This window comes from Paenibacillus guangzhouensis, from assembly GCF_009363075.1.
GTDB lineage: Bacteria > Bacillota > Bacilli > Paenibacillales > Paenibacillaceae > Paenibacillus_K > Paenibacillus_K guangzhouensis.
The window spans coordinates 3,406,450-3,431,735 of sequence record NZ_CP045293.1 but is presented as its reverse complement, the minus strand read 5'-3'; the positions used below and the strand labels follow the sequence as shown (position 1 = coordinate 3,431,735).

The 25,286-nt window shown below is 44.6% G+C and carries 11 protein-coding genes; 9 read left to right on the top strand and 2 right to left on the bottom strand.

Annotated elements, in window-relative coordinates; genetic code table 11:
- Nucleotides 1-171: 171 nt before the first annotated feature.
- On the top strand, nt 172-2,778 hold the full coding sequence (locus GCU39_RS15415) for an adenosylcobalamin-dependent ribonucleoside-diphosphate reductase (protein ID WP_152394330.1): 2,607 nt from the start codon (nt 172-174) through the stop codon (nt 2,776-2,778).
- A gap of 755 nt (nt 2,779-3,533) precedes the next feature.
- On the opposite strand, the gene GCU39_RS15410 is transcribed toward GCU39_RS15415, so the two are convergent.
- Nucleotides 3,534-5,840, bottom strand: a complete 2,307-nt coding sequence (locus GCU39_RS15410) for a helix-turn-helix domain-containing protein (RefSeq protein WP_152394329.1) — start codon at nt 5,838-5,840, stop codon at nt 3,534-3,536.
- A 228-nt stretch (nt 5,841-6,068) separates the two neighbouring features.
- On the opposite strand from GCU39_RS15410, the gene GCU39_RS15405 reads away from it, so the two are divergent.
- The 8 genes from GCU39_RS15405 to GCU39_RS15370 all read left to right on the top strand — a co-directional run bounded on the left by GCU39_RS15405 (nt 6,069) and on the right by GCU39_RS15370 (nt 22,054).
- The gene (locus GCU39_RS15405; protein WP_227793591.1) at nt 6,069-7,034 is read left to right on the top strand and encodes an ABC transporter permease; all 966 of its coding nucleotides are present in this window, start codon (nt 6,069-6,071) and stop codon (nt 7,032-7,034) included.
- 14 nt (nt 7,035-7,048) lie between these two features.
- Nucleotides 7,049-7,933 (top strand): carbohydrate ABC transporter permease, encoded by an 885-nt coding sequence (locus GCU39_RS15400; protein ID WP_152394328.1) that lies wholly within the window; start codon nt 7,049-7,051, stop codon nt 7,931-7,933.
- Between the two features lie 137 nt (nt 7,934-8,070).
- Nucleotides 8,071-9,618, top strand: coding sequence for an ABC transporter substrate-binding protein (locus GCU39_RS15395; protein ID WP_152394327.1), 1,548 nt, complete (start codon nt 8,071-8,073; stop codon nt 9,616-9,618).
- An 81-nt stretch (nt 9,619-9,699) separates the two neighbouring features.
- The gene (locus GCU39_RS15390; protein ID WP_152394326.1) at nt 9,700-11,949 is read left to right on the top strand and encodes an NHL repeat-containing protein; all 2,250 of its coding nucleotides are present in this window, start codon (nt 9,700-9,702) and stop codon (nt 11,947-11,949) included.
- A gap of 25 nt (nt 11,950-11,974) precedes the next feature.
- Nucleotides 11,975-17,422, top strand: coding sequence for a carbohydrate-binding protein (locus tag GCU39_RS15385; protein ID WP_152394325.1), 5,448 nt, complete (start codon nt 11,975-11,977; stop codon nt 17,420-17,422).
- 427 nt (nt 17,423-17,849) lie between these two features.
- Nucleotides 17,850-18,590 carry a LytR/AlgR family response regulator transcription factor gene (locus GCU39_RS15380; protein ID WP_152394324.1) on the top strand — a complete coding sequence of 247 codons (741 nt, stop codon included), beginning with the start codon at nt 17,850-17,852 and terminating at the stop codon, nt 18,588-18,590.
- Nucleotide 18,591: 1 nt separating this feature from the next.
- A complete protein-coding gene (locus GCU39_RS15375; RefSeq protein WP_152394323.1) occupies nt 18,592-19,863 on the top strand; it encodes a sensor histidine kinase in 1,272 nt (423 codons plus the stop codon).
- A gap of 136 nt (nt 19,864-19,999) precedes the next feature.
- Nucleotides 20,000-22,054 carry a serine hydrolase domain-containing protein gene (locus GCU39_RS15370; protein WP_152394322.1) on the top strand — a complete coding sequence of 685 codons (2,055 nt, stop codon included), beginning with the start codon at nt 20,000-20,002 and terminating at the stop codon, nt 22,052-22,054.
- An 849-nt stretch (nt 22,055-22,903) separates the two neighbouring features.
- Here GCU39_RS15370 and GCU39_RS15365 read toward each other — a convergent pair.
- Entirely contained in the window at nt 22,904-25,180 is a 2,277-nt protein-coding gene (locus GCU39_RS15365; protein ID WP_152394321.1) for an ATP-binding cassette domain-containing protein, read from the bottom strand.
- Nucleotides 25,181-25,286: the final 106 nt, after the last annotated feature.

The window sequence follows — 25,286 nt, the reverse complement described above, 5'->3', positions numbered from 1 at the left end:
TGCGGATTCTTGGCAGGAATTCCACATCACACCATTAGAAAGTACAATATGTGGTATAGTATAATGATTAACGCACACAATATATTGTAAACTTTACATACAATAAATATGCGTTTTTGTGCGGAATCATAGGTTTATGGATTGTTAATATGCTAGAGGAGGTTATTTTTGTTGAGTACGACGCATAAGCAGCGGTTGGAAGGATTAAGTGAGAAAATATTTTTGGATCGTTACGCGTGGAAAAATGCAGATACGAACGAGACGAAGGTCGGAGATGTCGTCCTCGTATTAACCAAAGATGATCCGAAATTTCCAGCTAAAGAGGTTGGGGAAGTGATCAAGCGGGAAGGCCGTTCCGTGACTGTGAGAACTCGCAGCGGTGAAGTGGTCGAATCGACAGTTGAGAAGCTGACTCTAACCGTTGAGAAGACGCCTGAGGAAATGTGGGATCGTCTTGCAGCGGCAATGGCATCGGTGGAGAAAACTCCAGCATTACAAAAACAATGGACGGAAAACTTCAGATATATATTAGATGATTGGAAATTGGTGCCGGGCGGACGGATTGCAGCCGGTGCAGGCGCAAGTGAAGAATTAACGTTGTTCAACTGCTACGTGATTCCTTCGCCAAAAGATAGCCGCGGCGGCATTATGGCGACATTGTCCGAGATGACAGAGATTATGGCACGCGGCGGCGGTGTTGGCATTAACTTATCCTCGCTGCGTCCGCGTCGCGCGATAGTTCGCGGCGTAAATGGTTCGTCGAGCGGTGCGGTATCGTGGGGCGGATTGTTCAGCTACACGACAGGCTTGATCGAGCAAGGCGGAAGTCGTCGTGGTGCGCTCATGCTGATGATTAATGATTGGCATCCGGACCTTATGGACTTCATTACCGTCAAGCAGACAATGGGGCAAGTGACGAATGCAAACCTGTCGGTATGCGTGAGCAATGGCTTCATGGAAGCGGTGAAGAAGGATCTGACTTGGGATCTGGTCTTCCCGGATACTTCGGATCCGGAATACAATGAGATCTGGGACGGCGACATGGATAAGTGGAAGAAGCTAGGCAAGAACGTCATCCACTACAATACGGTTCGTGCTCGCGACGTATGGCATACGATCATGGAATCGGCTTGGAAATCGGCTGAGCCAGGCGTCGTATTCATGGAATACTACAACCAAATGTCGAACAGCTGGTATTTCAACCCGATCATTTGTACGAATCCGTGCGGTGAGCAAGGTCTTCCAGGCTGGGGTGTATGTAACTTGTCCGCGATGAACCTCTCGAAGTTCTATGATGAGGCGAACCATGACGTCGATTGGGCTGAGCTCGGCCGCGTAACACGTTACTCTGTACGGTTCCTAGACAACGTCATTGATAAGACCCCTTATCATTTCGAAGAAAATAAAGAAAATCAGCAGAAAGAACGCCGCGTGGGTCTCGGAACGATGGGACTTGCAGAGCTCATGATTAAGCTGCAGATTCGTTATGGAAGTCCAGAATCGTTAGAATTCTTAGATAAACTATACGGCTTTATCGCCAAAGAATCCTACCTCGCATCGGCAGAGATTGCCGGCGAGAAAGGTTCTTTCAAAGCGTTCGACCTTGAACCGTTCATGCAGAGCGGATTCATGAAAAATATCGTCGATGTCTATCCTGAAGTGGGTGCAGCGATTGCCGAGAAAGGTATGCGTAACGTAACGGTCATCACGCAAGCTCCGACAGGAAGTACGGGGACCATGGTTGGTACATCGACAGGGATCGAACCTTACTTTGCGTTTAAATTCTACCGCCAGAGCCGTCTTGGCTTCGACGAGCAGTTCGTACCGATCGCGCAGGATTGGATCGATGCTCATCCAGGCGAGACCTTGCCGGATTACTTCGTAACGGCGATGGACTTGTCTGCGGAGGATCATATCCGTTCGCAAGCAGCGATTCAGCGCTGGGTGGATAGCTCCATCTCGAAGACAGCGAACTGTCCTTCAGACTTCACGATTGAAGATACGAAACGTCTCTATGAGCTGGCCTTTGATCTTGGCTGCAAAGGGGTAACGATCTATCGCGACGGCAGTCGTGATGTACAGGTGCTGCAGACGGAGAAGAAGGAAGAGAAGAAAGAAGCAGCAACGCAAGAAGAAGCAGCTGCGACCAAGGAAGAGAAGGGTGCGATTGCGACACTCGACAAATCGCTTGCAGTGAATGTGGATGCGGGCACCAAGCAAGTCTTTGATAAACAATACAAGAGCCGCCCGCAAGTATTGCGTGGGGCGACGTACAAGATTAATACGCCATTCGGTATGGCTTACATTACCATTAACGACAATGAAGGGATTCCGAGCGAAATCTTCTTGAACGTGGGTAAAGCGGGCTCCGACGTCTTCGCGATGGCGGAAGCATTAGGCCGCGTATGTTCCTTGTTCCTGCGGTACGGGGATCATGGTCAGAAGGAAGCTCTTCTCATCAAACATCTGAAGGGTATTGGCGGATCCGGTGCGATCGGCTTCGGTGTTAATCGCGTAGAATCGATCGCCGATGCGGTAGCCAAAGCGCTCGAAGCGCATATTGAGAGTAATGAGCTCGCAGCTTCTTCGGAACATATTGCGCCAATCGCGGCGACAATTGCGGTCGAAGAGCCGGAAGCGGCAGCGCAAGCTGACCATGCTCATGATGCGAGTGCTTACACGTCGCGTGACCTCTGTACATCATGCGGTTCGGCATCTCTGATTAATGTCGAGGGCTGCAAGACATGCACGAATTGCGGATATAGTCGCTGCGGGTAACTTTATATGAAGACAAGAGTGGAGTGCTTAATATAATAAAGTGCTTCACTCTTTTTTTTATATGAGGTGAAAGTAATCATACAACCCTTATTAATCCGTTTAAAGCCTTATGAAAAAGCATCAACCACTCAAATTTATGCCCAGCTGCGTGGGGAACGCCGACGAGAACTCTACCGCCGGTTCTTTTAGGATTTTTATATTATAAAAAGATAAAATGTACCTATGTAAACTGTTACTTAACTAAAAGGTAGGATAGCTTAATCATTTCACGGATACTGTTATCCAGACAGTAGATTAAATGGCGAATATAAATTAGTTCTGGTCGATGAAAACTGGAAAGTATATAAATTAAAGCGATCCAAAGACAGATTTGAAATAAGAGATACAATAGAAATTTGGTTGCAGGAACTAAATAATAATCAAACTGATAATGGATTTTAGTCCCGACGTTTTCAATTTATAGGAACACGATAGCTCAAAAATCACCATTAAGGCTGCCGGCAAAAGACCGGCAGCTTTTGTTTAGGCTAACGGGCAGGATGATATAATGGGGTGAATGGGGGGATTCTTCCATCATCTCTACTAAATCACTAACCGTAGCAAGATAACCTCCGATTCGTACCGCTTCCACTTAAAATCTAATTACGTTTCAATGCCCCATTCCCATGACTTCATTCCAATCAGTTTATCATGAATTAGAGCTTTGCACGATTGAACGGAGTATTGTAATCGCCGAGCAATTGAATATTAATTGTCTAATTAGAATTTATTTCTCTATCATAGAGAACGTTCACCCTGTACTTCGAAGGCGTAATACCGTACTTTTTCTTGAAAGCTGCCGTAAAATAGGAAGCATTCGTGTAGCCCACCTTGGCAGATATATCGACGATTTCCTGACTGTAGTCCTGAAGAAGCAGTTCCCGGGCTTTTTCGAGCCGGAGGCTGGCAACGTAGTCCGGAAAGGTCGTACGGGTACACTCTTTAAATATCTTGCTAAAGTAAGATGGGGTAATATTCAGCTTTTCCGCCATAAGGTTAGCCGTCATATCCTGATTATGATAGTTGCTTGTAATATAATCGATCGCTTTTGATGCGATGTCTCGCATATTCGTATTATTGAGATTGGCAAGTACGGTGGATATCTCTTCATACAGCACCGTAAAGGCATCGGTAAAAGCAGAGAAATCCTCAAATTTTTCGAATTTGACATAGAGCTCGTAATAATCGGGATTGTTATCGGCAGCGCTTTTGGCTCCAATGCCTTGGGGGATTTTGGCGATGTCGACGGCTAACTGCGACAGTAGGCTGATAATCGTTTCATAACGCAAAAGGCTGCAGGCTGCGAATAAACGATCCAGCGCCTCTAGGTAATCAGGAAGCGAGGTTCTCTTTAGAGCTTCGGTTACCGTCATATATAAATGGGACAGCGATTCGTTTGTGATCTCCTTATTCGCCATGCGAGCGTAAATGACGGTCCTTTTTCCGAACAGCAAACGGTAGTTTGTGAGTCTGTATGCTTCTTTGTAAAGTGCAGGAAGATCGGTTGACTGGTGGGTTATTGGGCTTACTCCGATCGTGATATCAAGTCCGAGTATGTTATAAACGGCTTGGGAAGCATCTTCAAGGAGTGCATTCAAGTCTATTTCGCCGAATTTGGCTCCCGTAACGAGAAGTACGGCATGTTCGGTATTAATGACATAGACATGGCAGCTAGCGCAGCTTTGTATGTACTCCGAAACGATATTGCCGATTGAATGAAGCTGAAAATCGATGGCTTGTATGGTGTTGTTTTCTTCGAATTGTCGATGGTTGCCTATTCTCAGAACGATGACGGCATGAGGGGCTCCTGTGCCCATTTGTGCTAAAATATTCATTCTTCTGAGAATATCTTCGATCTCTTCGCCTTTCATGCTTGTTCGGGATAGATTGAACATCTCCATCGCCGCCTTGTTTTCCACTTGCTTGTCATAGCTGTTCATCCTCTCGATGATTTTCGCTGTGGCATTAGACATGGCCTGGAGCTCGTTACGATTGGAAGAAACTTGTGGGATATCGCCGAACAACCCTCTAATTCGGTTGAAAATCGTATGAATGGGATAGTAGATGCGATAGGAAATATAGAGCGATGTCAGGAGAACCAGCAACAGTACGAGAAAACCGATTAGGAGGATCGTATTCCTCGCTCCAGTCAGCTTCTGAACGCTTAATTCATATTCCATCATGTGGACGACATAATAATCGCCTTCCGGCGAACGAATGTAGCCCAAATTGTATTTGCGGTCGTTGACGGTTGTCGTAAAATGACCGGAATCCTTGTTGTCCTTCATCATTTTTGTGATATATGGCTTTTGAGAAACGTCGGCATTGAAATGATCCATGTCATTATGGAGAAGAACAGTTCCGTTCTTATCGACTACGTAAATTTCCTGGCCTTTGGATAAGGCTGCAGGAAAGATGGCTTGATGGATCATATCCATACTGACATTCATCATGACAGCGCTGTCATATCCTTGATTACCTGTCGATCTTTCACCTATAAAGATGGATATGATATGCAGGGCGTCTCCCGACATTCGCTTGAACGTCCAGGGGATCGGTTTCCCCGGGGTTTCCGTCCATAGCATTCTCGTTATGCGTCCTTCCTCCTCCTCCGGGATTCCTGAGTTGGATGCCTTGAATAAAATATTGCCTTCTCCGAACAGGTAGAGCGAATTAATAAACGAATAAGCGGAAAGCGTACCCAGCGTATTATTGACCGTAGCGATCATCGTATCGTTCCATTCGGTGTTGTTTTCGTAAATGAGCTTCTTGACGGAGGGGTTTTGATAGGTACTGATGATCGTTTTTTCGGTCGTGTCGATGTAATTATGCAATAGTGTCTGGATATTCGTTAGGGCGAGGTTATCTGCGACATTCAGATCCTCAATCGTCTTGTTTTGAAATAAGTAGAAAATGGATATAGCAATCAGAATGACTGCAAAAGTGGAAATGCTCAGAATACTTAAAAACAACTTTATCAATACGATGTTCCCTTTGACCGTAGGAATATAGCTTCTGATCATAATGGTCTCCTTTGCCCGACATATCGCTCTGACAATCAGTATACAAGAGATCGAAGGCGTCCGAAAAGTAGCTGCAGCGACTTCTATAGGATGTCAAATAATTATTAGCTGTGAATGTCAAAAAATTATAAGCATTATAAAAAAGTGATATTGTCAAAAAGAAGCAGGACGTGTAGGTTGAAGGGGCTAGCAATGATATTCGAATATTAACCTAGGGGGAAGTGGACGATGCATTCGCAAACAGGAAGTCAGCCCAAAATGAATCAAGCACCTGCATTGGGTAAAGCAAGAAACAAAATAGGTGGGAATGGCCTCTTGTATATACTGGCGATACCTGGCCTGATGTACTTGCTTATGTTTTGTTATTTGCCGATGGCGGGGCTCGTGGTCGTCTTCAAAAATTACAATTTCATGGACGGGATATTCGGCAGCCCTTGGGTGGGCTTCGAAAACTTTCGTTTTTTTTTCAGCAGCTTCGATAAAGCGTGGAGAGCAACGCAAAACACGGTTCTGCTGAACAGCTGTTACATCGTATTTGGCACAGCGATCTCACTTATTCTGGCCTTGCTATTTAATGAAATCAAGGGGAAAACGTTTTTGAAGGTGGCACAATCGGTTTCTTTCTTCCCTTACTTTATCTCGTGGGCGGTGGCCGGCGGCTTGCTGCTTACACTCATCGATTACGACAAAGGAACAGTCGAACAGCTGCTTCAATGGCTCGGGTTTGCCAAGATCGACTTCTTTTCGGAGCCGAAGTACTGGCCAGTGATTCTGACAATTAGCAGCATATGGAAGTTTTCAGGCTATAATGCAATTATCTTTTATGCCGTTTTGCGGAACATTGATCCTTCCTATTATGAATCTGCCATTGTTGAAGGCGCTACCCGTGTGCAGCAAATGGTCCGCATTTCACTACCGCTTCTTCGCCCAACGATCATCATCCTGACACTGCTCGCGGTAGGAAGAATCTTTTACGGCGATCTAACGATGATGCTTGGGTTAACGAATCTGAATCCGGTTTTATTCTCGACGACCGACATTATCGATACGTTCGTTTACCGGTCAGTTATCAAGAACGGTGAGTTTGCGATGGCGTCTGCCGTAGGGCTGTACCAATCTATTTTCGGTTTTGTGCTTGTAATCGTTTTCAATTATGTGGCAGGAAGATTCGATAAAGACTATAAAATTTTCTAGGAGGTGGCGTTACATTGAAAGCAAATCTGTCTGACAAGATTTCTGTTGCATTCATGTATATGATTATCGTGCTGTTTGCTGCCTTTTTCATCTACCCACTGTTGATCGTACTTGGTGTGTCATTTACCGACGAAAAGCAGGTGGTAGCGGAAGGATATGCGATTCTACCCAAGCACTTTAGCTTGGATGCTTATAAATACATCTTCACCTCACTTGGCGATAAAGTGATGTCAGGCTATCTGGTGACGATATTCGTCACGGTGGTCGGGACGGCCGCCTGTATGGTGGTCACGACGACCTATGCCTATGCGGCCTCGGTGAGAGGCTTCAAACACAGAAATGTGCTTAATGTGCTTGCCTATATTCCTCTGGTGTTTAATGCCGGAATCTTGCCTTGGTACATTCTGCTAACCAAATATTATCATCTGACGAACAGCCTTTTCGCTCTATTCGTTCCAGCGCTCATGAATCTGTTCTATGTATTTCTACTACGTAATTTTTTCAGTACCGTGCCTCCTGAAATTGCCGAAGCGGCCAAAATTGACGGAGCTGGGCATATCAGTATCTTATTTCATATTTACATCCCGGTGGCAAGGGTCGGTATGGTTACGATTGCTTTGTTCTATGCCCTTTCCTTCTGGAATGACTTCTACCTGGCAATGATGTTCATGACAAATCAACAATTGTATCCCCTTCAGTTCTATTTATACACAGTTCTGTCTAATATCGATTTTCTTAGCAACAATCAAGGCACTGCCATGGCAAGTGCAATCAAGGTTCCCCTGCAGACGACGAAAATGGCTTTGACATGCATAACAGTGGGTCCAATTATTCTCGTTTATCCATTCCTGCAGCGGTTTTTCGTCAAAGGTGTAGTGATAGGGGCTGTGAAAGGCTAGCTGGCTACGGTAAAATTGACCCCCATGACAAAGGAGGACGGAGAATTCCTTAGCTCGCCATTCAATGCGAAAGTTGCGATGTTAACATATCAACTTGTTTTTTATTTAGAAAGATAATAAAAGGAGGCCAACCGTTTATGAAAAAGATAGCTGTCGCTTCACTATCTCTTGCCGTATTAACTTTACTTACAGTCGGCTGTAGCACGACAAATAAGGATACGCCCACGAGCAGCAATCCGAGTGTATCAGCGCAATCATCGACAAAACCGTCAGATTCCGGTACTGGCAGACCGGCAGAATTTAAAAAAATTAAAATGGTCGCGCTTGGTGATGAATCTCCACGGATGAAAGATTTTATGACGGATGTCAATAAAAAACTGAAGGACGAATTGAACACGGAATTGACCGTTCAGTATATGCCATGGTCGGCATACGGCTCCGGTCAACAAATTGAATTGATGCTCGCCGCCGGTCAAGATTTCGATTTCACATTTACAGATCCAACCTGGTTGAACCAACTTGTACAGAAGAAAGAAGCTTACGACTTGACTGAACTGGCTGACAAATATATGCCGGACTTGAAAAAGAATCTTACACCCCAGCATTTTGAAGAATTCACGATCAATAACAAGCTTTATGGGATCCCGATGGGGTATGCTCCTTTATCTGCTAACGCTTACTCAATCAGCATTAGGCAGGATTTGTTGGAAGAAGTCAACATGAGCGAAATCAAATCGATGGATGATCTCTATACATTCGCCACACTTGTCAAAGCAAAACATCCAGACATGTATGCGACGCCGAATACGGTTTCTTTCGTACAGCCTTATTTACGAGGTTTGTCCGACAAGAACTATACGTGGGATCAGGGGCTGAAGTATTTCTTGACAGATGAGAACGCATCGGAAGGCAAGTTAGTTTCCTTCATCGATAGTCCGGAATTCAAGACGCAGAGCGATTTTTTCAACAAGCTTTATACGAACGGCTTGTTGGCAAAGGACATTTTGACCAATAAGGCCGCTGCGCAGGACTTGTTCGCTTCTGGCAAATATATGTGGATGCAGGGAAGAAGCGGGGGCAACAACATCGTTGAGGTATTGCCAAATTTGCAAAAGAACGTGCCGAACGCCAAACTTAAAGACTTCTTGTTCGCTCCTGACAAGCCGAAAATTAAAAACGCTTACTCCAGCACGGCTGTCATGGTGCCAGCCTACTCCAAGAATGCCGAAAGAGTGGCAATGGTGCTGAATCTGATGCAGAAGAACTTGGATAATTTCGATTTCTTCGCCTATGGGATCAAGGATAAAGACTACAAGCTCGTAAATGACAAAGTGGAGAGGATCAATAAAGATGAGCTTTTCTATCAATGGGCGCTGTTCAACGTGAATTTCCCGAGATATGAAACGACGGTGCCAGATAGCTTCATAACCATCAACAAGACATGGGACAACGGTGCCATACCTTCTAAGGCGTTTGGTTTTACACCCAACATGGAACCAGTCAAAGTGGAAAGAGCGAAGCTGGATTCCGTATACGACGAGCGGATCAAACCGATTTTGGTAGGGGTTATCAGCTATGACAAAGGAATCGAAGTTGCCAAAAAAGAAATGGCTGCAGCTGGCTGGGATAAGTATTATTCGGAATTACAAAAGCAATTTTCTGCTTATAGGGCAGGAAAAAAATAGAAGCTCATATCCGTGAGAACATGGGAGGATTCGCACAATGCGGGTCCTCCATAATTGGAGAGCATCGGAGGCTGCAAGGAAATGAAACATAATTTATTGGCGGGTATACCGGATGAACATACCCGATTTACGCAATTGCCGAACGAAAAAGGCCATAACGCCTCATGGGATTTTTGCCGCTCCAAGGACGATCGATTCTTTGTAAGCGTATGCGGTGAGGGTGACATCCCGGTATCGGCTCTCCTGTACGAGTACTATCCGGATACAGGGAATATAAGAGAGATTTGCGATGTAGCCAAAGCATGGATCGTTGATCCCGCACAAATGCCACCTAGTAAAATTCACACGTCGCTAGATTTTCTGTCGGACGGAAGGCTAATCATGGCTACACACAATACGGCACCGGCTCCCAATCATAAGAGATGGCTGTTTGAACAACACTATGAAGATATTTGGGAAGGCTATCCGGGGTCAATCCTAATGATTGTCGATCCAGATTCGAACGACGTCCGTGTATTGGGAATCCCTGTTCCGAGGGAAAGCATATATGGCGGGATTCTGGGTAATGATGAACGCTACTATTATTTCACAGGGTACATGCGCGGACATTTTTACCGACTAGATTTGGAAACCAACGAAGTAAAAGATTACGGTAAAATCAGTGAATTTGCCTCCTGCAGGCTAATTAAGGATGCCAAAGGTCGTATATATGGTGGCGCTTACACGGGTGAGCTATGGAGATTTGATCCCGAAAAGGATGCAATCGAAGACTTGAAAGTCAGCTTTCACTCCGAATTTGGGAACAAATACAGGAGAATGCTTATTTTCGGACTTAACACGCCTAGAGATACCCTGCTTTTTATTTCTAATATCGATGGTGATGTCATTGAGCTGTATCCCGAGACCCTTGAGACGGTAAGGCATGGATTCGTGCATTTAAGGCCGGAGCAGCCTAGGGCTCCTTATTTAACTCATACAATAGGAGGTTTAGCGGCGGACGAAAACTTTGTGCTCTATTACGGTTTGGAATCTTATCATGACGCGGAATTGATGCGATTGGTCAGGTGGGATATTCTGGGGGGAGGGGAACCTGAAAATCTTGGATTGATTTCACCTTCCGGTAAACAGGCCTACTACATTTGCGAAATGCACTTTGATCGTCGAGGGCTGCTGCATATGGTAGAGGTATGCGGTGAACACTCTCCCTATATTTTAGCCATTGATACGAAACGGATTCAGGTTCCTGGGGAAGATGCGCCATTAGCTAAGATCAAACCGATTACCTTGCACAATATGCATATGAATAATGATAGAATCTATGATCTGCATATGGAAGCGGACGTAATTAGTACTTTTCCATTACATAGATTCGTTTCATGGAAGAACGCCAAAGTGAAGCATATGAAAGAAGGTACGGATGGAAGTGTATATGGCATAACGGGGAGCGAGAGCGTTTATCTGCTGCAGATGAACTTCGAATGCGCGGAGCCTTTATTATTCGAGGAGCTATATGCGGAAGGTAGTACGGTTTCCTGTATCGATGGATATGATCATACGATTCTCGTCATGACTTCCGATCATCGATTGCTTGTAGTGGACTTGTTAAAGAAAGCTTGCGTACAGGTGATCGCGCTTGAAAACAAAAAATTAAATAGGATTCATTGTCTAATCCAAGAAGATAAGCTGCTCATAAGCGATTCGGACGGTAAATTATACGTGTTCGACCCTGTTGAATCAAAAACAGACGAGCTTATGAATATCAGTCTGCAGGAAGTTTGGAGCCATCTTGTCAAGTTAAATGAGGATGAGATTATTTTGTCCGGTTGGGGTGACGAAATTCTCAGATACAGGGTATCCACAGGGCATGTGGAGAGACTTGACGTTCTTTCGCAAGCCATCAAAGGCAGAGCATTCAAATCCACGATTACGACATCTGCCTTGCTTGACGACGGAACACTTGTATGTGGTACATTCGATGGTATTTTATACACCCTCTCAGCCGATAGAACCAGCGTGATTTGCTATGGAAGATTGTATTCCACAGGAGAGTTAAGAGGATTGATCCGGATATCGGGAGACCGGGTTGCCGGTATTTACGGAGGTCCGAAAGATGCCGGGCACGTATTCGCCTTCTCACCTCGAGAAGGGTTGAGGGATCTGGGCAGACCGCGGGTCAACAAGGAGACGGAAAGCTTGAAGAATATTGACTCGGAGTGGGCTAGTATTCATTATATTTCATGCATTTTACACACAGCCGTGGGAAATCGTTTGTACGTTGCTTCTGGAGAGGAATTTGGCTGCCTCATCCGTTATCAAGATTTGATCATCTAATTGTCCCAAATGAGGAGTGATTGGAATGAAAAAACTCGGGTATTTACTATTGTTTTGCATGTGTGCTCTTAGTTTAACGATCTTCTCTGATAAGGCAAACGCTGCCGAAAAAACGGTATATTTCTACGACACCCACGAAGTGCTTCACGGAAATCCTTATACCGGGACAGCCTTTGATATCAATTCTCCTAAGCCTGCTGGATCTCCTGGCTACACATTCTCGAATGACCCGGCCATAACGGATTATATTAATGGGGCTCTGCAGATACCGGCGGATGCGGATATCGTGCGGTTGCAGATCGCTTGGGCAGATTTTGAACCGACCGACAATGGTTTTAGTTGGGACCGCTTGGACGCATTCATGAACCGAATCAATGCCGAGGGGAAAACGGTAGAGTTTCAACTGCTGATGTCCGAAAGTCCGGATGTCGCCAACGACCCCAGTGTTTTTCCGTATATTTATCCGCCAGCATGGCTCTTTGACGTTAAAGGAGCTTCGTTCAGAATGGCTCCTTACAATGGAATCTATTCCGCCAAACAGCCGATCTATTATGACCCTATCTTTCTGACGGAGCTTAAGGAAGCGATTGACGCGTTTGCTGCTCGATACGATACGAACCCGGGCATGGCCTGGGTTGATCTTAGAGCGTTTTCCCTATTCGGCGAATGGTCAGGTTGGAATGATTCGTCCAACTTCCCATGGCCGGACAGCGCCACTCGGAAGCGTACCTTAGAAAGCATTATCGATATTTATAAAAATGCTTTCACAAACACGATGGTCATGATGCCGAATCCCGGCGCTGCCGTAGTCCCTTCTGATTCCGATGCGAATACGCAAGCAAAGCGCTATACAGCGTTCGGGTTTGAGTATGCAGCCGCTAACGAGAATTGGGGATTCCGGTCCGATACCGTGAATAGTGCTTTCCCTTGGATGGATTACGGTACGGTTAGCGAGAATGTATGGATTAACCGCTTATTGCGTCGCGATCACATACAGGTATCCGAAGGCGGAGGTTGGGATAGTGGTATTATGCTGAACAATCCACGTATGGTCGTGAAAAACGCTATTGAAGCTTACCACTCGAATCTGCAGGGAATCAACAATACGAGTTTTGCGGATTGGAACAATATGAAGGCAGCTTACGGCGAGTGGTTTACTACATTAGCCAGATATTCCGGATACCGGTTTGTCATGCCGAAAGCCACCTATAATGACAAAGTCAAACCAGGCGGAAATTTTACGTTATCCCAAACTTGGGTCAATAACGGGGCAGGATTCAGTCCCAAGTCTTATGCACTGAAAGTCAATTTCACGCATCCATCCACCGGTGACGTGGTTTGGAGCGGGACGGATGCGACTTTAGACCAGACGAGATGGTTTAAAGGGGACTATCATGATGTCATTTCCTCCTTTACTTTGCCGGAGGGGTTGGCTCTAGGTACTTACGATGTGAAAATCGCCATGGTCGATCTCGCTGGAAACCCCAAAATCTCGCTAGCTATGCCGAACGGAAACGGTAAATTTTATACAATTGGAACAGTCAATATCGCTTCTTCCAGCGACTCGTATAAGGATCCGGCACCTAGAGCCCAGTTCCGGTTGGAAAACGAGGATTACACGGGTGCTAGCGGGGCCTATGGAGTTTCGCCGCCTCCGGAAGGTGAATTTGGCGCCATATATATGGAGCATGCAGGAGATTGGGCAGAGTATAGCAACGTAGACGTTCCAATTAGCGGCACTTATACGGTCGAGTTTCGATATTCAACGGAAGAAGGGAATAAATTCCATGTGGAGGTAGACGGAACTGATGTAACCGGTTCGATAACAACGCTTGACTCGGGAGGCTACAATAAATACCGGACCTTGGAAAGGCAAATCACCCTTACTTCGGGCAGGCACACGATGAAGGTCGTCAGAGAGGATGGCCGTTGGTTTTTTATGAACTGGATGCGGTTTACTTTGGCTAACCCCGACGAGATCAAAATCCAGGCGGAATTGCCGAGCCTTCAGGATGGGACTTGGCTGTTTGCGAACGATGCCATAAATGATGATGGTACGGTTGGCGTATCCGTAATCGACACGGGAGATTGGCTTCAATACGATCAGGTACAGGTGCCGCGAACTGGAAATTATTTGTTCCAAATGAGGTATTCCACGGTTAACTCAGACACTCTGAAGTTCAAGGTGCTCGTAGACGGAGTCGATGCGACGGGGGAGCTGAGTCTTGAGGATACGGGTGGCGTGAAAAAAATGAAGACGTCGGACTTTAATGTATCGCTTGAGGCGGGCAGCCACTCTATCAAGATTGTCTGGACGGAAGCCCATTCGAATATTGTCTGGAACTGGATGAAGTTCAACCTGCAAGGTAGCTTCAGCAAGACGATCGAAGCCGAAAATTATAACATGCAGTGGAACCTGAATAAGGAATATGAATGGGCAGGAAAAGATACTGGTATTGTAGTAGGTACCTACAGGGATGGCGAGCAATCAGTAACGGCCGTAGGTACATTTAATCAAGAGGATTACATCAGATATGAGAACGTGTATGTGCCCTACACAGGTCTATATCTCTTCGATTTCCGGGTTGCCTCGGACGCAGTCCAGATGTTCCGCTTCGAAGTGGATGGCGAGCCGAATTCGGTTACTGTACCGGATACAGGCGGAGACGGCAACTTCGTGAATTCGTCCAAGTGGATCAAATTAACGGCAGGAATCCATAACTTCCGCATCGTATATGACAGTCAACCGACGGGTAAAGGTATGCTGCTCGACAAGTTTACGCTAACAGCCGGAACCGCCGGCTTGAAGGCGATCGAGCTTCAGGGAGCTAGCGAGTTGAAGGTTGGTGAAACGATGCAACTGAACGCGGAAGCAGTCTACATGAACGGCAGCCGAAAGCCGGTTACGACGGGAGCCGTGTACAGCAGCTCGGATCCGACCGTGGCAACGATCGATGCGAACGGAAGGGTAACGGCGTTGAAATGGGGAATGACCGTGTTGACCGTCAGCCTTGAAGGGCAGTCGGGCAGCTACACGCTAGACGTTACGGATCCGAGTGTCGGATTGATAACGATTAATGACACAGATTCGGACATTATTTACGTGGGGGATTATGGCACGGACAGTCGTCGAGGACTCGGGGATTATGGGGATGACATCCATTATTTTGTTGCCCAAGGCGACTATTTCGAATATACGTTCGAAGGAACGGGTATTGCGATTGTGACGGAGAAATTTACCGACATGGGTATTATCGACGTGTACATCGATGGCATGCTGCAAAAGTCAGTCGACTGTTATTCACCGACCCGCCTAGCGCAGCAACAGGTCTTTCGCGCAAGCGGTCTATCGTGGGGTAAACACACGATCAAGGTTATCAATCAATCAACGTACGCAACAATGGGTAAGATTGCGATTCTCGACGCGCTCATCGTCGAAGTCCCTAAGCCTTGGACGCCTAGCAGCAGCCTAACCGCAACAAACGTCACAACAACAAGTCTCGATTTAAATTGGACACCTGCTAACGGCGGAGTGACGGATTATAAAATTTTTAATGGCACGAATGAGCTAGGAACTGTAACAGGCAGCACTTATCATATAACGGATCTAACAGCTGCTACTACCTACACCTTTAAAGTAGAAGCTAAACTCCCTAATGGCACATGGACTACGAATGGACCAGCTGCAACGCAACAAACAGCAATAGCTCCTGTTACAACAGCTCCGGCTATTGGATTGGTGAGCCCGGCAAACGGGGCGACAGTAACGACAGCGTCGCCAAACATATCTGCTACTTTTACAGAAGTAGGTTCCGGAATTGATCCAGCTTCGATTGTCGTCAAGGTGGATAACAAGAACTTGTCGTATAGTTACAATGAAGCGAACATGACTGTAACAGCTTCCGTATACGCATTAACAAACGGCAGCCATTCTTTAACGATTGATGTCACGGATCTTACGGGCAATCATGCCGTGCAATGGAAATCATCGTTTATGGTTGACCTTGGCAGTGGTTCAGTATGGCCGGAAGGCAGCAGCCTGATGGCAACGAACGTGACAACAACAAGTCTCGACTTGAATTGGACACCTGCTAATGGCGGAGTTCTGGATTATAAAATCTATGAAGGGACCAATGAAATAGCCACAGTAACGGGCAACGTATATACTTTCCATGTAATGGCTCTAACACCTGATACCACTTACACCTTTAAAGTAGAAGCTAAGCTTCCGAACGGTAGCAGGAGCACGGATGGGCCTTCATCTACAGTCAGCACGCAGGGATCTTCATCTATAGTCAACACGAATAGTCCTTCCATCGGTCCAATCCTTCCATCCATCAACCAGTTATCTGCCAATGGGTTGAATGATCTTATCAAACAATCAGAAACATCTGCCAATATTACCGTTGACTTAAACAAAAATGATTACATTTACCTGCCTGGGAATACTGGCGAGCTGCTTTTGCAAGTAAATAAAGGAGCCATCATTACTGCCCATGGATATTCTATTGAGATCCCGTCCTCTGTTCTGATCGCCCTTTCTAAGCTATTAAGCGGTGATGAGGCAAAGGATGCACAGATTAGAGTAACTTTAAAGGGCATCGAATCTTCGGTTACAAATACATTAATTGATGCTGCTAATCATGCAAGCGGAGCGTTGATAAAGCAAAATGGCGTTCTCTATGAGTTTGATTTAACGATCGAAACCAAAGATGGAAAATCTAGCAGATTGGTCGTTTTTAACGAACCTGTTACATTAAGATTTAAGTTGGAATTGAATGGTGCTGACACTACTCTGCTCGGCATTTACAACCTTAACGAATCCTTGAAACAATGGGAGTACATCGGAGGAAATGTTAATGCGGCGAATGGTACCCTTGAAGCGGATTTAACACACAATTCTAAATATGCGGTACTCGAATACAATAAAACTTACATTGACGTACCATCCACTCATTGGGCCTATAACTCGATTCGAGTACTAAGCGCGAAGCATGTGATAGAAGGCGTTGCAAGCCAAGAGTTCGGACCTGCTGAGCCTATAACACGAGCGCAATTCGTATCCATGCTAGCTCGTGCATTAGGCATCCCAAATACAAGTGTACAATCGTCCTTTATCGATGTAACCAAAGGACAATGGTATTCTGAGGCAATAGCTGCGGCTGTTCATGCTGGGATTATACAAGGAATGGATGACACGCATTTTGCTCCCAATGCCACGATCACTCGTGAGCAGATGGCTGTGCTTCTTGTAAGAGCTTATGAGTTTAAGAAGGGTATTTTACTGGAATCTAAAGATAAGCTAGCCAATTTTGAGGATACCCGAAATGTTTCCTCGTGGGCGAATGAAGAAGTCAATAAGGCTGTCAATGCCGGATTCATGCAAGGACGCGACAAAGGCAAATTTGATCCAAAGGCAACAACAACTCGCGCCGAAACTGCAAAAGCGATAACCAATTTACTCGATAGATAAAGTACTAAGTAAGGTGAAGAGGCTGCCGTCATAGATCGGCAGCCTCTTTGCACTAACTGTCAAGATTGTGGAGTTGTCGTACAGAATTCCATTTTATTATTATCTGGCAGTTTAGTTTCACCGAGGATTAGACGATGTTTGTTTTGATTCCAATTTAGTGAAATAACACTAGTACTACCATCCAAACAAAGTGAGATCATCCTTCATACCATAGATACTTTGGACATCATGCTCCGAATTGGTTTTTTTTTTGTGATCCACTCTGAGACAAATTAGGTTAAGTCTCTAGGCATTCATCACGTGAGAAGTGATTGAGGGATTCAAATTTGCATTTCATCCAAAAGTTATCTATACAGAGTCAAAAAGTTGTATCATGCTTACTTAGAGTTCTAGAATAAAGGTAATGGAAATGAGGGGTGTATCATTTATGTATAGAGTGGCTATTTGCGATGATGAGGAGAAACAAAGAGAGCTTGTTAAAAGCATCCTGATTACTTTGTCGATAAAGACAAATATAGAATTTGAAATCGAATTATTCGGCTCGGGAGAGCAATTGGTATCCTATTATGAGCGCCATGACACTCCATTCCATATTCTAATTATGGATATTGAAATGGCTGGAATGAACGGGATTCAAACAGCCCATAAGATAAGAGGGCTAAATAACCTGGATGAACAAATTATCTTTCTGACAAGCTACCCCGAATATATGGTGGAAAGTTTTGACGTCATGACATTCCAGTATTTGATAAAACCCATTGCACCCTCGGTCTTGGAAGAGAAAATCATCAGGCTGCACCAGTACTTTCAAGCACTTGATAAAAAGTTTATGGTCATCAAGTCAGGCTATGAAGAAGTCGTATTAAAATATGATGAACTTATTAGTATTGAAGCTGCCAAGAGTTTAACCATAAAAAGCAAACTGCATTTTACGACCACGAACCAAACATATGAAAGCAAAGGCACCATTTCAGATTATTCTGTGGCCTTAAAAGACTGTAACTTCTTGCAAATCCATCGTTCCATCATTATTAACTTGCTTCATGTGAGGAAGTTTGCTAGCGGAGTTGTTCTAATGTCCAATGGGTTGGAATTACCCATAGGCCGTTCTAAAATTAAAGAGGTTAAAGATGTTTACACCAAATTTATGATTATGAAGGTCGATTGATATGATTCAAAATAATATTCTTATAGTCTGTAGCATTGTACTTCTGATGGGTATTCAAGTTAATTTTTTCTTCAACTCGATTTTCGATAAATCAGCTAAAAAACAAAACCGATTCATTTACTTCATTATCTTTGGGTTGCTCGATTACCTATATTTAGTTATTCCCGTCACTCCTATTTTATCTTCGTTTCTCACCTTGCTAATGATATTTAGTTTTTCGCTATCTTATAAAGTAGAATTTAAAACCATATTCACTTTTTCAATACTTTACGCTGTATTAATATCTCTCACTAATTTTTTATCCCTTTATCTTTTTTATACCATAGATTCAGTTGACTTTAGCTTTGATCCTGTCAATGAACAAGATCAAATAGCCAACACGAAAGCTATTTTACTCGGTTGTGTGATCATGTTTGCGATCATTCTGATCATACGACTAGTTGCAAAACGCAGAAGTTTATCTTTGGATAATCGTTACTACGTATTATTCTTGGTTATTCCTATCGTAAGTATATACCAGCTGAGTATTCTAACTTATAAGGACGTTTATTCTTTCATTTCCGTTATTGGATTTCTTTTCTTAAACGTTATGATTGTCTATATTTTTGATCATATCGTTGAGAAATTTCAATTCATGCATGAGAATTCGCAGTTGCAACATCAGATGGACTATCAGGATGCGAATTATGAAAAAGTCGTTCACAGCTTCAAATCCATTAAAAGAATCATTCACGATACGAATCAACAGTTTCTGTATATTGAAGAGTGTATTAAACGAAATGAGTTATCAGCAGCCATGGAACATATTAAGACGACATTAAATAAAGTCGAGGGAGCCTATCACCGGGTGAATACGGGGAATCTGGTTATCGATGCTCTTGTCACGAATACGCTTAATATTGGACAAGCCAATGGCATAAGAATAGATACGAAGCTTAACTTATGTTCACAAGAAGTCCCTATTGACCGTTATGACTTATGTGTTGTCATTGGAAACATGCTAGATAACGCAATAGAAGCTTCTAAAAAGTTGAAAATCGCAGAAGATAGGTACATGCTTATCAAAATACATTCTACCGAGTCTACCCTTCTCATTCACATCTTGAATCATATGGAGAATGAAGTTGCCCACTTATACAGCCACAAACCAAACCCGGAATTTCATGGTATTGGATTAACAAACATAGCTAGAATCTGCGACAAGTACGGTGGTCATATGACCATTGAGACGAAACATAACGTATTTCATAATATGGTCCTACTGCCATTTTAAACGAACAATCCTTAGACAACATGTTGTTTAGGGATTGTTTTTTTCGTTTCAGGGTGATTTTTCATATAACAGCCTTCTTCCTTGTATGATGAATTCAGCAAGTCACATCTAGAAAGAATTCGAGGAGGAATTATTAATGAAGAAGATGGTTTCTGTATTCATGACCGCTATACTTATTGCAATACCGGTCACCCCTGCTTTTGCTCAAACGAACCATGATACTGTAAAGGAAAAGGCACAGGAGCTGGCTTCGAAGATCATGTCTGATTATGGTGTAAGTGGATTGCAATATGCAATTATGGATAATGGATCCATTGTTCTATCCGATAGCGCTGGTGTATACGATAAAGCGACCAAAAGTCCGATCACCAAAGACACGATGTTTGGAATTGGCTCGGTAAGTAAAACGTATGTGTCTGTTGCAACGATGATACTAGCTGATTCTAAAAAAATTGATATTGATAAACCGCTAACCACGTATATCAAGGACTTTAAAATGGCAGATGAACGATATAAAGAGATTACGCCACGCATGTTGATGAATCATTCTTCAGGAATTTACGGTAGTCACTATGCGAATAGTGTATTGTTTGATGATCAAGATGCGAAAAATCATGATGAATTATTGATCAAATTACAATCAGAACACTTAAAGTCAAACCCCGGCGAGTTTTCGGTATATTGTAATAATGGTTTTCAGCTGCTTGAACTCTTGATTGAACGAGTGAGCGGTCTAAGTTATAGCGAATTTCTTGCAACTTATATTAGCAAACCTCTTCAATTAACCTCAACCAAAACACAACGTGATTCATTTGATAGAGACAGGCTCACAAAAACTTATTTTTCAGGGATCGACCAGTCTTTACCTGTTGAGAATGCCAATCTCCTTGGGACAGGGGGCATCTACTCCACAGCTGAGGAATTAAGTAAGTTCGCAGAAGTATTAATCGGGAATCGAACAGATATTTTATCTGAGAAGTCAGCAAAGGCCATGCAAAGTCATGAGTATAGAAAAGGGGTGTGGGTTTCTGAAGAGACAAACACCGTTAATTATGGTCTTGGTTGGGATGCCGTCCGTTTAGCACCGTTTAGTGATTACGGAATAACCGCATTATATAAAGGTGGAGATACGTTGATGTATCACGCGGCTTTGACTACCCTACCCGAACATGATATTTCTATAGCTGTGCTGTCATCGGGCGGGAGTTCTTTGTACAATAGTATGCTTGCATCGAATGTTCTATTGGAATATGCAAGAGCCAAGGGCATCATTAAAGAGATCCTACCTGAAAAAACATTTGAAGCTCCATTGAAAGTGGATATGCCAACGGATTTGATTGCTTACTCTGGACTATACGGTGCCGTAGGTAAAACGGTAAATCTAGAGATAAAGAACGGAGAGATTGATCTACCAGCTCTAGGAAATGGATTGCTGCCGCCTCAAATATATATATATACGGGCAATGGACAATTCAAAAACAACGATGGGAATGTAACTCTAAGCTTTGACCAACCGAAGAATGGAAAAACCTATTTAAAGCTTAACGCTTACATCAATATTCCAGGACTCGGTCAGACGGTTATGGTGATGTATGAATATCAAAAGTTAGATTCTAATTCTCTAAATCAGTCAACTAAAACGGTATGGGAAGATAGAAATGGAAAAAGTTACTACGCCTTGGATGAAAAGATAACTTCAGGCATGTATCTTACTAAAGCACTGGTGGCCAAAAATATATCCGTTGATATCAACCATGGATACGCATCCGGTACTAAAATTGTTGATAAGAATAAAGCAATAAACGTAATGAGTATTCCTATTATGAAGGGAAGAGATACTTTTGATTTGAATTTCTATAACGTGAACCATGCAGAGCATTTAGTGATCGATGGACAATCCTATATCAGAGAAGATGCGATTCAACCCATTTATGAAGGGAATGATTCATTCTGCAGCATACCAGTAAGTGGTCAGGCTGTATGGTATAAAATTGATGGAAAATCAGCCAATCGAGTCATGAACGTTGAGACTCCGGTAAGTGGGGGATTTGCCGTTTATGACGCGAATGGAATGGTTGTGAACTTTTCAAAGGTAACGAACAATCATTCGGTAGTCCTACCTGAAGGTGGGATGATCGTTTTTGGTGGTAATAAGGGGGATCGTTTTAAAATTAATATGAAGAATAAATAGAGTAGCATAAAAGTCCGCATAATTAGCGGGCTTTTTGATTTAAGGTTATATAAGCAGGGCGTGATTCAAAAAATACATCTGTTAATAAACAACTCATGGCCGCCGGCATGGATCGGCAGCCGCGTTGCGCTAACGGGCAGGATAGTTCCAAAACATGGTATTATTGGATTGTGAGATTGGCCGACCACGTGAATGTTATATAGGCGACCCAATATCGTAGTAGGAGGTGTACAATAAAATGTTGAACTTCATTGTTATTGTTTTTTCTTTTATCATGTCAACCGCTTTATCTATCATGATAATGAGGAATAAAAAATACAAATGGTTAGGTATGCTTTCTGCTTTTGTTATTAACGCGATAATATTGGGAATGGTCTCCTGGTTTCTCTACCACTTAGACGAGGAATCAGGATTGTTTGGAATTGATTTTCATGATCGATATATATTAGTAATGTCAATCCCCGTAATTACTTGGATTAACTTTATCATCATCTCAATTGTTAGAAAGAGAGAAAAAAGCGCGGCTAGGGTATAGATTAGTTTATAATGGGACGCGTGAATTGAGGAGCTTGCTTGGAGTCGGCTCTTTTTTGCTTGTTAAGCTAACGGGCAGGATAATTTAATTATAAATGTTTTCGTTATACCATATTTTATCAATATATTAGATAATTGATATGACATACTGAAAAAAGCTTGCATCGCCATCTAGCCCAAGATCCTTGTCATTGCGTTATCCTGCCAGTTCAAAGATCAGGAGCAGGTCGCCGCGGTACCTACTTCTAATCTTATGATTATACTATCTATCCGAGCTTAATCGATCCTTGATCGGGTCCGTTACAACGTACCCCGTCAGAAAGAGGCTCCTTTGCCGATTTCTGCCTTGCGTAAATACACCCCCGTTATCGAATGCTCGGCAGCGACGAGTTGGACAGGGGTGCCTTCAAATACAATTCGACCACCCTGATGACCGCCCTCGGGACCCATGTCAATGATCCAGTCTGCGCTCTTTATCACATCCAGGTTGTGTTCAATGACCACCACCGTGTTGCCCCTGTCGACCAAGCGGTTTGTAATGTCCATCAGACGAGAGATATCAGACATATGCAGTCCAGTTGTCGGCTCGTCCATTACATAGAGACTGCCTTCCTTGTGAAGTTCCCCGGCCAATTTGATGCGTTGGCATTCTCCGCCCGACAAGGTGCTCAGAGGCTGACCCAGCGTCACGTATCCGAGTCCCACATCCCCCAGCGTCTGCAATTGACGGAGCAGCTCCTTCCCGCTGAAGAACTCTGAAGCTTCCCGTACCGTCATGGCGAGGACGTCGCTGATGGATTTCCCGTTCAGCCTATACTCTAGCACTTCATCGCTGAACCGCCTGCCCGCGCAAATTTCACAAGTCGTCCTTATTGGCTCGAGAAAGGCCAAATCCGTGTATATCACCCCGAGACCCTGACAGTTGGAACAGGCTCCTTTGGAGTTGAAGCTGAACAACGATGTGCTCACCTTGTTGGCGGTTGCGAATAACCGCCGGATCTCGTCCATCATCCCCGTATAAGTGGCCGGATTGGAGCGGATGGATATGCCCACGGCCGACTGGTTGATGACAATTGCTTCCGGATGCGACGGCAGGAATGCTCCGTTAATCAACGTACTTTTGCCTGAGCCAGCTACCCCCGTTACCACGGTCAGCACTCCTACGGGTATATCGACTGTCACATCCTTCAGATTATGCAGGCTGGCTCCGGCTACAGTCATCCAACCTTTGGGCACCCTAGATGAAGTTTTCAAGGGTAGACTTTGCTTCAAGTATTGTCCTGTCAAGGTATCCGCGCGGAGTAAGCCCGCAAAGTCGCCTTCGTAGACGATTTCTCCGCCGCTGGATCCCGCATGAGGTCCGACATCGATGATGTAATCGGCGATCTCCATGACTTCGCGGTCGTGTTCGACGACGAGGACAGTATTCCCTTTGTCCCGGAGTTGGCCCAGCATGCCGTTCAGACGATGGACATCTCGCGGATGCAGCCCAACACTCGGTTCATCGAAAATGTAGATCATGTCGGTAAGACTGCTGCTCAGATGACGGACCATCTTGATGCGCTGCGACTCTCCGCCCGACAAGGTTGCAGTCTGTCGGTCCAGACTCAAATACTCCAGCCCGGTGGAGACCAAATGATTCAGCCGTGTCAGAATCCCGTCAATCATCGGGCCGGCAACGGGATCCTGAATGGCTTCAATCATAGGTATGAGCTCGCCAATCTCCATCGCCGCGCATTGGGCAATGTTGTATCCGTTAATCCGGCAGCCCAAGGCCGCTTGATTAAGCCGGCTTCCCCCACAAAGGTCGCACTCGCTATAGGTTAGAAAGTGATTAAGGGTTTCGCGTTTGGCATCTGACATCTCGCTGCTGTCTCGCTTCAAATATAGGCGGGTGAGCTTGGGCAGCAGACCTTCATAATCCGATTTGATATCGCCGCCTTTGGTTCGGTAGACGATCTTGCTTTCTTTGCCGTGGAGGAGGGTATCCCATTCTGTTGGCGCAAAATCGGCGAGCCGCTTGTCGTTGTCGAACAAGCCGGAATGGATATACGTATTCAAGTACCAGCTCCCCACCTTAAATACGGGGAACAGGATTGCGCCTTCATTCAGCGACTTGGACCTGTCAAGCAGCTTATCCACATCGAACTGCACCACCTGTCCAACTCCGGAACATTCCGGGCACATGCCGGCCGGGTCGTTAAACGAGAAAACATGTGAATTGCCGGCAAAAGGTTTACCGATTCTGGAGAACAGCAACCGGAGCATCGCATAAATATCTGTGATCGTGCCGACAGTCGAACGTGAGTTGCCGCCGAGCTTTTTCTGATCGATCACAACCGCCGTTGACAAGTTCTCGATGCGATCGGTATCCGGCTGACTAAACCGGGGCAGCCGATTGCGGATGAATGCGGAAAACGTCTCGTTAAGCTGACGCTGAGCTTCGGCGCTTATGGTGTCGAAAACCAGGGAAGATTTGCCCGAGCCCGAGACGCCGGTGAAGATCGTGATTTTTTGCTTCGGGATGCGGACATTCACGTTCTTAAGGTTATTCTCGCGTGCTCCTTCAATTACGATATCATTGGCTTTCATAGCCTCGCCACCTCGGATTTCTATTTTTTAAGCTTTCGGTGTAATGAAAAAGCGGCGATCGAAGATCGGAAAAAAGTCTTAGACTTGCCGCCGCTGTAGTCTGAAA

What these genes read in the sequence shown, in the direction of transcription:
- GCU39_RS15410 (WP_152394329.1), bottom strand. Translation starts at nt 5,840, where the DNA reads ATGATCAGAAGCTATATTCCTACGGTCAAAGGGAACATCGTATTGATA.
- GCU39_RS15405 (WP_227793591.1), top strand. Translation starts at nt 6,069, where the DNA reads ATGCATTCGCAAACAGGAAGTCAGCCCAAAATGAATCAAGCACCTGCA.
- GCU39_RS15395 (WP_152394327.1), top strand. Translation starts at nt 8,071, where the DNA reads ATGAAAAAGATAGCTGTCGCTTCACTATCTCTTGCCGTATTAACTTTA.
- GCU39_RS15390 (WP_152394326.1), top strand. Translation starts at nt 9,700, where the DNA reads ATGAAACATAATTTATTGGCGGGTATACCGGATGAACATACCCGATTT.
- GCU39_RS15385 (WP_152394325.1), top strand. Translation starts at nt 11,975, where the DNA reads ATGAAAAAACTCGGGTATTTACTATTGTTTTGCATGTGTGCTCTTAGT.
- GCU39_RS15380 (WP_152394324.1), top strand. Translation starts at nt 17,850, where the DNA reads ATGTATAGAGTGGCTATTTGCGATGATGAGGAGAAACAAAGAGAGCTT.
- GCU39_RS15375 (WP_152394323.1), top strand. Translation starts at nt 18,592, where the DNA reads ATGATTCAAAATAATATTCTTATAGTCTGTAGCATTGTACTTCTGATG.
- GCU39_RS15370 (WP_152394322.1), top strand. Translation starts at nt 20,000, where the DNA reads ATGAAGAAGATGGTTTCTGTATTCATGACCGCTATACTTATTGCAATA.
- GCU39_RS15365 (WP_152394321.1), bottom strand. Translation starts at nt 25,180, where the DNA reads ATGAAAGCCAATGATATCGTAATTGAAGGAGCACGCGAGAATAACCTT.